This is a genomic window from Hydrogenophaga pseudoflava, assembly GCF_004353865.1.
Lineage (GTDB): Bacteria > Pseudomonadota > Gammaproteobacteria > Burkholderiales > Burkholderiaceae_C > Hydrogenophaga > Hydrogenophaga pseudoflava.
The window spans coordinates 2,654,927-2,666,360 of record NZ_CP037867.1 but is presented as its reverse complement, the minus strand read 5'-3'; the positions used below and the strand labels follow the sequence as shown (position 1 = coordinate 2,666,360).

Annotated in this window: 9 protein-coding genes and 1 pseudogene; 2 read left to right on the top strand and 8 right to left on the bottom strand. The window is 63.5% G+C overall.

Features of this window, described 5'->3' with window-relative positions; translation table 11 throughout:
- Nucleotides 1-67 precede the first annotated feature (67 nt).
- The gene (locus HPF_RS12815; RefSeq protein WP_060983762.1) at nucleotides 68-1,924 is read left to right on the top strand and encodes an AMP-dependent synthetase/ligase; all 1,857 of its coding nucleotides are present in this window, start codon (nucleotides 68-70) and stop codon (nucleotides 1,922-1,924) included.
- A gap of 26 nt (nucleotides 1,925-1,950) precedes the next feature.
- The gene (locus tag HPF_RS12810) at nucleotides 1,951-3,123 is read left to right on the top strand and encodes an ABC transporter substrate-binding protein (protein ID WP_060983763.1); all 1,173 of its coding nucleotides are present in this window, start codon (nucleotides 1,951-1,953) and stop codon (nucleotides 3,121-3,123) included.
- Nucleotides 3,124-3,338: 215 nt separating this feature from the next.
- Here HPF_RS12810 and HPF_RS23905 read toward each other — a convergent pair whose 3' ends face one another.
- From HPF_RS23905 to HPF_RS12775, 8 genes and pseudogenes are all read right to left on the bottom strand, one after another.
- Nucleotides 3,339-3,746, bottom strand: coding sequence for a TetR-type transcription factor C-terminal domain-containing protein (locus tag HPF_RS23905; RefSeq protein ID WP_243721777.1), 408 nt, complete (start codon nucleotides 3,744-3,746; stop codon nucleotides 3,339-3,341).
- Between the two features lie 12 nt (nucleotides 3,747-3,758).
- Nucleotides 3,759-3,989: pseudogene (locus HPF_RS23900) on the bottom strand (TetR/AcrR family transcriptional regulator); the annotation flags it as partial.
- A 154-nt stretch (nucleotides 3,990-4,143) separates the two neighbouring features.
- Nucleotides 4,144-5,334: an acyl-CoA dehydrogenase family protein gene (locus HPF_RS12800; RefSeq protein WP_060983765.1), complete on the bottom strand. Its 1,191-nt coding sequence runs from the start codon at nucleotides 5,332-5,334 to the stop codon at nucleotides 4,144-4,146.
- 36 nt (nucleotides 5,335-5,370) lie between these two features.
- Nucleotides 5,371-7,152 carry an acyclic terpene utilization AtuA family protein gene (locus HPF_RS12795; RefSeq protein ID WP_133156819.1) on the bottom strand — a complete coding sequence of 594 codons (1,782 nt, stop codon included), beginning with the start codon at nucleotides 7,150-7,152 and terminating at the stop codon, nucleotides 5,371-5,373.
- A gap of 57 nt (nucleotides 7,153-7,209) precedes the next feature.
- Nucleotides 7,210-7,716, bottom strand: a complete 507-nt coding sequence (locus HPF_RS12790; RefSeq protein ID WP_060985341.1) for a PaaI family thioesterase — start codon at nucleotides 7,714-7,716, stop codon at nucleotides 7,210-7,212.
- Between the two features lie 43 nt (nucleotides 7,717-7,759).
- Nucleotides 7,760-9,178 (bottom strand): vWA domain-containing protein, encoded by a 1,419-nt coding sequence (locus tag HPF_RS12785; protein WP_066788344.1) that lies wholly within the window; start codon nucleotides 9,176-9,178, stop codon nucleotides 7,760-7,762.
- A complete protein-coding gene (locus HPF_RS12780; protein WP_060983936.1) occupies nucleotides 9,162-10,130 on the bottom strand; it encodes an AAA family ATPase in 969 nt (322 codons plus the stop codon). The genes HPF_RS12785 and HPF_RS12780 overlap by 17 nt, the downstream gene beginning before the upstream one ends.
- Nucleotides 10,127-11,377: an acyl-CoA dehydrogenase family protein gene (locus HPF_RS12775; RefSeq protein WP_060983937.1), complete on the bottom strand. Its 1,251-nt coding sequence runs from the start codon at nucleotides 11,375-11,377 to the stop codon at nucleotides 10,127-10,129. The genes HPF_RS12780 and HPF_RS12775 overlap by 4 nt, the downstream gene beginning before the upstream one ends.
- Nucleotides 11,378-11,434 lie beyond the last annotated feature (57 nt).

The following is an 11,434-nucleotide window of genomic DNA, read 5'->3' as shown; positions in this document are numbered from 1 at the left end:
CAGTCCGCAGGCGCTGCGCCCCCTCGAGGGGCAGCGCAGCACACGCAGTGGCAAGCGTGGGGGCTCTATGTCTAATCTTTGGGATCTCTCCCACGTCCAGCCCGAAACCCGCGTGGTGCTTGAGGGTGAGACCATTCCGGCGATGTTCTGGAACGCGGTCGAACAGCGCCGGGACAAAATCTGGCTGCGGCAGAAAAAACTCGGCATCTGGCGCAGCTGGAGCTGGAACCAGACCGGCGAGGCCGTGCGCGAGATCGCCGGCGGCCTGCTGAGCCTGGGTTTTGCGCCGGGGCAATGCGCGTCCATCCTGTCGAACACCGTGATCGAATGGGTGCTGGCCGATCTGGCCGTGCTGAGCTGCGGCGGCGTGGCCAACGGCATTTACCCCACCGACGCTGCGTCGCAGGTGCATTACCTCTGCGAAGACTCCCGAACCGCCATACTGTTTGTCGAGGATGATGAACAGCTCGACAAGGCCCTCGAAGTGCGCAGCGCGCTTGCCGGCCTGCGCAAGATCGTGGTGTTTGACATGGAAGGCCTGCGCGATCTGGACGAGCCCGATGTCATCAGTCTCGCCGATCTGCGCGAGCTCGGGCGCGGGTACCTCGCCCAGCATCCGGGCGCGGTCGAGGCGCGCGGCCGGGCCTGCCGGCCCGAGGACCTGGCCATCCTGGTCTACACCTCGGGCACCACCGGCAAGCCCAAGGGTGCCATGCACAGCCACAAGGGCTTGGTGTTCACGGCGCGCGGCTTCAACACGCTGATGGCGCAGGACGAGCACGATGAGCGCATGTGTTTTCTGCCTCTGTGCCATATTGCTGAGCGCATGGGAGGGGAATACCTTGCGCTCTATACGGGCGCCAAACTCAACTTTGTCGAAAACCCCGAGACCATTCCAGAAAACGTGCGCGAGATCGCACCGACCGTATTTCTGGCGGTGCCCCGCGTCTGGGAAAAGTTCTACTCCGGTGTGATGATCGCCCTGAAAGAATCCAGCCGGCTGCAGCAGGCCGCCTACGCTTGGAGCATCGGCGTGGGCAGCCGGATCGCCGACAAGGTCATGGCGGGTCAGCCGATCAGCCGTTGGCTCAAACTGCAGTTCATGATCGCCAGCTGGATCGCGCTGGACAATGCGCGCAAGCTGATAGGCATACACCGCGCGCGCTTTTGCGTGACCGGTGCCGCCCCGATCTCGCCCGAACTGGTCAAGTGGTACATGGCGCTGGGCGTGCCCATGCTGGAGGTCTGGGGCATGACGGAAACCGGCGGCGCCTCGACCGGCGTGCCGGCCAGCCGCATCAAACCCGGCTCCATCGGCCCGGCGGCCAGTTACAACGAAGTCAAACTAGACCCCACCACCGGGGAAATCCTCGTGCGTGGCACCAATGTGTTCATGGGTTACCTGAACCAGCCCGAAAAAACCGCCGAGGCAATTGACGCTGAGGGCTGGCTGCACACCGGCGACGTCGGCCTCATGGACGAAGACGGATTTTTCCGCATCACCGACCGGATGAAAGACATCATCATCACGGCCGGCGGCAAAAACGTCACGCCGAGCGAGCTCGAAAACGAGCTGAAGTTTTCGCCCTACATCACCGATGCCGTGATCATTGGCGACAAGCGCCCCTACCTGACAGCCATCATCATGATCGATCAGGAAAACGTCGAAAAGTTTGCCCAGGATGGGGACATACCCTTCAGCAATTACGCCAGCTTGACGCGCACCACCGAAGTACTGGGATTAATCCAGTCCGAGATTGAACGGGTCAACAAGAAATTTGCCAGAGTAGAACAGATCAAGAAGTTTTTCCTGCTCGACACGCAACTGACGGCAGAAGACGAAGAACTGACTCCGACGATGAAGCTAAAACGCAAGTTGGTGGAAAAGAAGTACGCTTGCCAAATTGAGGCGATGTACCGGTAATTTTTTGATTTTTATGGAGATAAGTGATGAAACCTAAATCGACAATGACGCTTGCCGCCCTGGCACTGGCCACTGGTTTGTCGGCGACACTTGCCCAGGCCCAAAGTCAGGGCGTCAGCAAGACCGAGATCACCCTGGGCTCGATTCAGGATCTCTCGGGTCCGCTGGCGAGTGCTGGAAAGCAGGCCCGTCTTGGCATGATGCTGCGGGTGGATGAAATCAATGAGCAGGGTGGCATCAATGGCCGCAAGCTCAAACTCATTGTGGAAGACTCGGCTTATGACCCCAAAAAAGCCGTGCTGGCCGCGCAGAAGCTGGTCAACCAAGACAAAATTTTCATGATGATGGGCCATATCGGAACGGCGCAAAACCTGGCCGCCATGCCGGTGCAGTTTGACAAAAACGTGATCAACTTCTTTCCCTTGACTGCGGCCCGTGAAATGTATGAGCCGTTTCACAGACTCAAGTACTCCCAATTGGCCTCTTACTACGACGGGATGAGACTCTCCCTGCCCAGGCTCGTCAAGGAGAAGAATGCCAAAAAAGTTTGCTCGATGTACCAGGACGATGAGTACGGACTGGAAGTGCAGCGCGGCGCGGACGAAGGCCTCAAAGCCATTGGCATGACCATGGTCGAGAAGACCACGTTCAAGCGCGGCGCCACGGATTTTTCGTCGCAGGTCGCCAAGCTCAAGGCATCCGAATGTGATCTGGTGGTGCTGGGCACCGTCATTCGTGAAACCATTGGCGGCATTGCGACGGCTCGTAAGCTTGGCTACAACCCAACGTTTATCGGTTCCACGGCGACCTACGCCGACCTGATCCACAAACTCGGCGGCAAAGCCATGGACGGGCTGTACGCGACCATGACGGTGCAAAACCCTTATCTGGACGACGATTCGCAGCCGATCCGCTTCTGGGCCAACAAATACAAGACCAAGTTCAACGAAGACCCGGGGGTGTTCTCGGTCTATGGTTACAACACCATTGACATCTTTGGCAAGGCGGCTCAAAAAGCTGGCCAGAATCTGACGACCGACAGCTTCATCAAGGCGATGGATGCGATGACCTTCCCGCCTGACATCTTTGGCGGCCCGCAGATGATCTTTTCACCGACCAAGCGGCTTGGCAGCGATGCGTCGCGCCTGTCGCAAATTGTCGATGGCAAGTGGAAGGTGGTTGCCGACTACAACAAGTAAGCGGTCGGCCCGCAAATGCCCTCCGAGGGGGGTGTCTAGGAATCGAGCCTGACTCCTCTGTTGGCTATCTTGTTTCGGTGGGAGCAGACGGGCAGTAAAAATACTGGGCAACTACAAAAAGCTGTGGCCATGAGAATCCGACAACCCAGGGTAAGTTGCAAACTGGCAGCAGGCAGGTCGAGTCAAACTGTGTCAGGTTCGTCAGTCGCCATATGCTATCGCGACGTGTCGTGCATCACCAGCGCCACCATCGCGTCGGTCAGGTCATCCAGCGAAGCTCCATTCTTTGCGTCGAACCACTGTAATGACCAGTTCAGTGAGCCGAAGATCAAATGGCGCGCCAAGGGTACCTCGGCCCGCAGACAGCCGGTTGATGCGAGTTCATGGAGCACGGGCGTCCATGCTGCTTCGTAGTTGCCTTGAAGCTCTTCGATGAGACGGAGCTGCCGAGTGTTGAGTGCGCGCGACTCGTAGAGTACTGCCCACATGAAGTCGCTGTTCGATTCCAGTAGCGTTTCGAAATGCAAACGGATCAGCTGCCGCAGCGTGGCCGCAGAGTCGTGTTTCCCACGCAGGACAATCGTCTGGCGCGCCAGAGCGCTGCGCATGCCTTTCTGCATCACCTCGTACAACAGCGCCTCCTTGCTCTTGAAGTGACAAAAGAGCGACCCGGAATGCATGCCGGCGGCAGAGGCGATGTGACGTGTGCTTGTACCGTTGAAGCCATGACGCCGAAACAAATTCGCCGCGGCCTGGATGAGGTCTTGTCGGCGGTTGCCGTCGTCGCGCTGGTCTGGTGTCTTGCGCGGTCGGCCTCGCGGTCGCTTGGCCGCTGCGGAAGCGGGTCGGGAGCGAGTGGAGCACATGTTCAGAGAGCAGGTGGCTGCACCTGCCAATAGCAGCGGTGCACAAACACGTGAATTTCTGAAAATTGCGACCGACAGCCGCAGTGCCGCGAGTCCCGGTTCGGGAGCCTGATGCCGGGGATGGCGTTCATCCGGTCAACTGGGGTTTCCAGGTTCAATACGACTTTGGCAAACCCAGCACGTGTTCGCCGATGTAGTTGAGCAGCATTTCGTTGTTGATCGGCGCGATCTCCAGCAGACGCACCATCGGCCAAAGCGTCACGATGTCGTAGTCGCGGTCAAAACCGTAACCGCCGTGGGTTTGCAGCGCAGCCTCGACGGCGGCCACGGCAGCCTGCGAGCCCAGCAGCTTGGCCATGTTGGCGTGCGCGCCGGCATCTTCGCCAGCGTCGAAGCGTTCGGCGGCGTTGTAGGTCATCAGGCGCGCCGCCTCGATCTGGGCCTTGGCCTGCGCCATGCGGTGCTGCAGCGCCTGATACGAGCCGATCGGCTTGCCGAAGGGCTTGCGATCCTTCGCATAGGCCACCGCCTTGGCCAGCGCATAGTCACCCAGGCCGATGGCGGCGCCAGCGGCCAGGAGGCGCTCGGAGTTCAGGCCCTCGAACATCAGCTTGGCGCCCTTGCCGGCCTCGCCGATCAGCGCGTCGGCGGGCAGCTTGACGTTGTCGAAGAACACCATGTACTGGCGCTCGGCGGTCTCGACTTGGATGTTGAGTTGCGTCAGCTGGATGCCGGGCGTCTTCATGTCCAGCACGAACAGCGACATGCCTTCGGTGCGGTTTTTGACCTCGGCGGCGCGTGTGGTGCGCGCCACCACGAGCATGTGGTCGGCATCGCGTGCCCCGGAGATGAACACCTTCTGGCCGTTCAGCACCCAGCCGTCGCCGTCAGGCGTGGCCAGTGTGCTCATCGCGAAGCTGTTGGTGCCGGCATTCGGTTCGGTGATGGCAAAACACATCTTCGTCTCGCCGGTGCAGGTCGGCGTGACGAACTTGCGGATCTGCTCGGGCGTGCCATGGCGCGCGATCGGCACCCGGGCCAGTCCGGTGACGACCAGAAACAGCGTGGGCACGCCGGCCAGCGCGAGCGCCTCGTTGAGCGCGGTGATCTCCAGCACGCCGCCGCCGGAGCCGCCGTATTCTTCGGGGATCGACAGGCCGAGCAGGCCGAACTCGCCCAGCTTTTGCCACAGTTCGTCAGGGAAGCGGTCTTCCTTGATGCACTGGAGGATGTAGCTGCGTGGGTACAGCGCGGTGACGCCGCGCGCGGCTTCCTGCACGTCGCGGATGCGCGCGCGCAGAGCGGCGGCGGTGTTGTTGCCGGTGGGGGTAGAGGAAGTGGTCATGGTGTTGGTCTCCGTGTTGTTGGGTCGTGGGGTCTGTCAAAGTGCCATGTCGGCCGGGATGGGTACCGGAAAATCGAGCAGCATCTGCGCAAACGCTTTGCCTTGCGAGTCCATTCGGACCGAAGCGATGCCGCCGCCGCCCAGGGCTTCGTGCATCAGAAAGTTCAGCGCGTGCGTGCCGGGCAGGTCAAAGCGTTGCACGCTGCCCTTGACGAGGTGGGCAAACCAGGCCGCCACCGCCTGTTCCGTCAGTGCGGCGCGGATGAAGGGCAGGTAGTCGGGCTTGCGCGCCAGGATGCCGATGTTGGCGGCGTCGCCCTTGTCGCCACTGCGTCCCCACGCCAGCCGCACCAGCGGCACGGTGCGGGTGCCACGCGCAAAGGCGTCTGCGGGGGGCAGGGGGCCGCCGACCGGGGGCAGGGCCGCCGGATCGAAGGGCTGGCCGTGCCACGGCGGCGGCGCGACGGCCTGGCCGCCCATGTCGATGCTCGCGGCCACCTGTTTCTTGGGAACGAGGCAGGAGAACAAGCGCACCACCGGCTGCACCTTGGGCCTGCCGCCCGTGAAGCCGGTGATGGCCGGGGCCGACATCAGGGCCAGCGGCGCCACTTCGCGCGAAAACAGTTCGAGCGCGTCCTTGAGTGGGTGGCGCACACCGACCTTGAGCATGACTTCACGCGCATCAGGCCGTGCATGCGGGCCGTAGGTGTCTTCGGCGCCGATGGCTTCGACACAGGTTTCTGTGAAGTCGGGCCAGCCGCGCTGCGCATAGTGGCGGCGCATGCGCGCCAGCATGGCCGCGCCGACGCGCTGCGCCTTGGCGCCGGCATCGATGCCGCCGATCATGAACAGGCTCATGGCGCGAAAGCCGTCGGCGTAGGTGACGCTGACCTTGGCCTGGTCGGTCGGTGCGCGGCCGCGCGCGCCCTTGACTTCGACGCGGTCGGGGCCGATCTGCGTGAGCGTTACGCCGGTGAAGTCGCACACCACGTCGGGCAGGATGTAGGCGCGCGGGTCGCCGATCTCGTAGAGCATCTGCTCGCCCACGGTCGAGGGGCAGACCAGCCCGCCGGTGCCTTCGGGCTTGGTGATGATGAAGCTGCCGTCGGCGCGGCACTCGGCGATCGGAAAGCCCATGTCGTCCCAGCCCGGCACCGTGTCCCAGTCGGTGTAGTTGCCGCCGGTGGCCTGCGTGCCGCACTCGATCAGGTGTCCGGCCAGGCTGCCAAGCGCCAGGCGGTCGTATTCGTCGGCGGTCCAGCCAAAGGCATGGATCAGCGGCGCCAGCGTCACCGCGCTGTCGACACAGCGTCCGGTGACGACGATGTCGGCGCCGGCTTGCAGCGCAGCCGCAATCGGGAAGGCGCCCAGATAGGCGTTGGCGCTCATCACCTTCTGCGGGAACGGCGCACCGGAGAACATTTCCTGGGTGCCGGCGGCCCGCAGTGCCTCCACCTGCGGCATCAGGTCGTCGCCCAGCACGGCGGCGATCGCCAGGTCGACGCCCTCGGCCTGGGCCGCCGCAACCAGCGCGGCGCGGCAGGCGGACGGGTTGACGCCGCCCGCGTTGGCAATGACCTTGATGCCGCGCGACTTCAGCTCCTTCATCAGGGGCTGGAGGGTGGCCACGAAATCCGGTGCATAGCCCTGCGCCGGGTCTTTGGCCTTGGCGCGGCTGAGCAGCGACATGGTGATCTCGGCCAGATAGTCGAACACCAGGACATCGATGTTGCCTTGCTGCACCAATTGGGCGGCGGCGAATTCTGTGTCGCCCCAGAAGCCCGAGGCACTGCCTATGCGCAGGGTGGTCTTGGTCATGTTTGTCTCCGGTGGGTTGGGTGAAGTGGTGGGACAGGGGCTGGCGGCCGTCTGGTATCAACGGGCTGCGACAATCTTGTTGCGCGGCCAGAAGACGCGCCAGATGCCTTTGGCCGTCGCGCAGACCTTGCCGTTGGCATCGACGAAGTCGCCCTCGGCAAAGGCGGTGGACTTGCTCACGCGCACGATGCGGCCATGCGCCTCGAAGTGCGAGCCCATAGCGGCGTCGAGGAAGGTGATGTCGAGATTGATGGTGAACTGGCGCAGGTCGGTGGGGTTGATTTCTTTCGCTTCGGGAAGGTCCATGAGCGCCGACATGATGGCCCAGCCGAGCGCGCCGTCGAACATGTAGGAAATGACGCCGCCATTGAGCACACCGCTGTTGAGCTCGTTGTCGGTGCCGCCGCCGCCGAGCTGGGTCGGCTGCACTTGCGGCAGGCGCACGGTGACGCGGCCCACGCCGGTTTCTTTGACTTCGAGGCCCTGGGCTTTGAGGAACGGGCTCTCGTTCCACTTTTGCTTCCAGGCGGTGATGCGATCTTGCGGGCAGGCGGGGGTACTCAAGAAATTCTCCTCTGTGAAAAACGGGGTTGCGTGGGGATGCGTCTCAGGCGCTGGCCGCGTGCGTGCGCAGCAGCGCGTCGAGCGTGCCTTCGAGCTGCACGAGCGAGTTGCACTCTCGCGCGATGTGGCAATAGGGCGCGTAGCGCTTCATCTCCGAATCGCCCAGGCCCCAGAACGAGGTGGGCTCGGGGTTGAGCCAGATCACGCGGCGCGCGCGCTCGTAGAGCAGGCGCATGACCTCGGTGTGCGCCTCGCCGCGGTTGTTGCGCGCGTCGCCGAGGAACAGGATGGTGGTGCGGCGGTCGATCTGGTCGAGCAGTTGCTCTTCGATGTCGAGCAAGGTCTGGCCATAGTCAGTGCCCGAGCCGCCCACGGCCTGGATGACCTTGTCCACGGCCTGCTCGACCGGCAACTGCGTGAAGGTGTCGCTGACATCGACCAGATGGTTGGTGAACGCATAGCTGTGCACGCCGCTCAATTGCTCGTCCAGGCTGTATAGGAACAAGAGCAAAAAGCGCGCGTACTGGCGTACCGAGCCGCTCACGTCGCAGATGGCGATCACGCGCGGTCTATCCACCACCTTGGTGCGCCAGAAGGTCTCGAAAAGGATGCCGCCGTAGGCCGCGTTTTTGCGCAGCGTCTTGCGGAAGTCGAGCTGGCCGCGCACGCGCTGCTTTTTGCGCCGCGCGTGGCGCTCGGCCAGGCGCTTGGCCATTTTGCGCACGATGATGTGCATGCGCTCGAAGTCGCGTTTTTCGATGTTCGAGAGCTTTTGCGTCTGCAGAAAATCGTCGTGCAGCTGGCGCGTGGGCGCGGTGCCGTAGAGCGCGAGCTTGCGCTCGACGAAGTTGCGCACCTCGTTGAACAGGCGCTTGCGCGCAAGTTCGAGCTCTTTGGCGCGCTCGGGCACCATGGTCTGGCGCTTGGCGTCGGCGATTTCGCGGTCGAGCAGCTCCAGCCCCATGGCCTGCTGGATTTTTTGCGTGTAGTAGCCTTTTTGCGTGAAGAACCAGATGTCGGTCAGGCCGACTTCGCGCGCGGCCTCCTGCATGCGCTTGGCGAGTGCCGCCGAGTCGCCCGAGAGCAGCAGCTGCGACAGCGCCTGCCCGCCGCTGCCCTGGCAGCCGCCGGGGCTTCCCGAGCCCGTTTGGGGTGGTTCGTCCTTGGGCTGGTCAGGGTTGCTTTGATCCGCGCCTTGCGGGACGGCTTGGCCTGCGCCGGATGCGCTGCCCGTCGGTTTTTGGAACGCATCGCAGCGAAAGAAGCGGTCGAAGGTCTCGTCGAACAGCACGCGGTCTGCCGTGGTCTTGGCCAGCGTGGTGCCGAGCGCGTTTTTCAGCAGCGTGCGGTCGCTCCAGCCGACGAGCTCGACGGCGCGCGCCGCATCGACCTGCGCGTTCAGGTGCACTTCGAGGTCGCTGCCGCGCAGCGCCTTGAAAAAGTCTTCAAGCGTGGCTTGCATGGGACAGCTCCGCGTCCTTGCGGGCTTGTTGCAACAGATTCCCCATCTGCTCATTCGCCGTGGCAATGTCCTGCTCGAACTTCAGGAACACGTTGAGCGTGTCGCGCACCAGGTCCAGGCTCAGGTGTTCGGCATTGAGCAGCAGCAGCGTCTTGGCCCAGTCTATGGTTTCGCTGACCGAGGGGAGCTTTTTGAGATCGAGCTGGCGCACCGCCTGGATGAAGGCGACCAGCTCGCGGTTGAGCGTGCCGGACAGGCCCGGCACGCGCCGCTCGAGGATGCGGCGCTCGAGCGCCGGCTCGGGGAAGCTGATGTGCAGGTGCAGGCAGCGGCGTTTGAGCGCATCGCTCATCTCGCGCGTGTTGTTGCTGGTCAGGAAGACGATGGGCTTGACCTTGGCCTTGATGGTGCCGAGTTCGGGTACCGAGACCTGGAAGTCCGACAGCACTTCGAGCAGGAAGGCCTCGAACTCGGGGTCGGACTTGTCGATTTCGTCGATCAGCAGCACGCAGCCTTTTTCTTGGTGCAGGGCTTGGTACAGCGGGCGCGGCTCCAGAAAATGTTCGCTGAAAAACAGGTCGTCGTGCGCGTGCAGCCTGTCCATGGATTCGGCCAGGCCCTGGGCGCCCTGCATCATCTCGCCGAGCTTGTCCTTGAGCAGTTGGGTGTAGAGCAGCTGCTTGCCGTATTTCCATTCGTACAGCGCCTTGGATTCGTCCAGGCCTTCGTAGCACTGCATGCGGATCAGCGGCACGTCGAGGACTTCGGCCATGCTCTTGGCGAGCTCGGTCTTGCCCACGCCGGCCGGGCCTTCGATCAGGATGGGCTTTTCGAGCTGAAAGCCCAGATAGACCGAGGTGGCGATCGCGGGGCTCGCGATGTAGTTGGCGGCAGCGAAGCTCTGGGCGACGCGGTCTATGGATGCGAAATGGTCGGAATGCTCTGTTTTCATGAGGAGATGGAGTGGAGCAACTGCTGCCCCGTTTGGCGTTGACGAGATTGCGCGACGCCGCGCGCGATGCCCAGCACCAGACGCAGATCACGGGCGAGAGAAAGCGGCGCTGCGCCGGCTTGCGCGCTGTTTTCGGCAAAGAGCGGTGCGAGAGACACGGCTTGCGACGCCGCTTCGCAGGCCCTTTCATACGCGGTCTGCCAGCGTTCGAGCAGGCGGCGCGCGCCTACGGTGGAGTAGGCCAGCGCTTCCTCGTAGCCCTGCGTTTCGAGCTGGCGGGCGACGGCGTCGCGCACGGCATGCAGCGCCTGCCATTCGAGCTGCAGCGCACCGAGTTCGCGCACGGCGTCGGTGGCGGCTGTATTGGAGACGCTGGTATCGCCCGACGTTGCGGCCGCCATGCCGAGCGCACGCGCCAGCGCTTCGAGTTCGCATTGCATGGCGCCGAGCAGCGGGCCGAGCAGCAGCGCGTCCTCGACGGCACGCACGGGTCGTGCGATGGTTTCAAAGGCTTGCCCAGGCGCGCCTATACGCCGGCTCGCAGAAGCACGGCAAGATGCGAGTAACAGGTCGCAATGCCCCAGCGGCGCCAGACCTTGCACGCCCGCGTTCGCTTCGCGCGCGAGGCCGGGCGTTTGGGTGTCGAGCAAGAAGGCGTCGAAGCGCTTGTGCCCCTCGTGCTCGGCGCTCACGGCGAGCACGATGATGGCATCGGCGGCAGGGCCATTGCTGACGAAGGCCTTGTGGCCGTCCAGTATCCAGTGCTCGCCATCACGGTCCAGCACGGCGCGTGTGCGCAAGTGCTTGGGCTGTGCGCCCACGCCGGGCTCGGAAATGGCGAGCGCGAGCAGGCATTCACCCGCAGCCATGGACGCCAGCAGCTGTGTGAGCAGTGCGTGCGATGCGCTCAATGTGCCCGATGCGCCTTGCTGCAAGAGCGGGCCGAGCACGTAGCGCCCGAGCATCTGTTGCATCATCCAGGCCATGCCCAGCCCCAGGCTGCCCGTGGCGTGCGTGATTTGCCCCGCGAGCGCACTGACCTGCACGGCGTCGGCCACAGGAGGGCGCCCATCGGCCGAAAACCCCAGCCCCAGCATGCCGCCGCGGCCCAGGTGGGCCCACCAGTCGCGTGGAAAGCCGCCGCTGCCGTCTATGCCAGGCGCCGTCTGCAATGCCTCGCGCAGGGCACGGTGCAGGTCTTGCGGCATGGCGCCGGTAGCGGCTGCGGTGGCAAGGGTGGAGGGCATCTTGGGTAAACCTGTTGCTACCTTATATGCAGCTGCTTATGCAGGAAATTCGTGCAC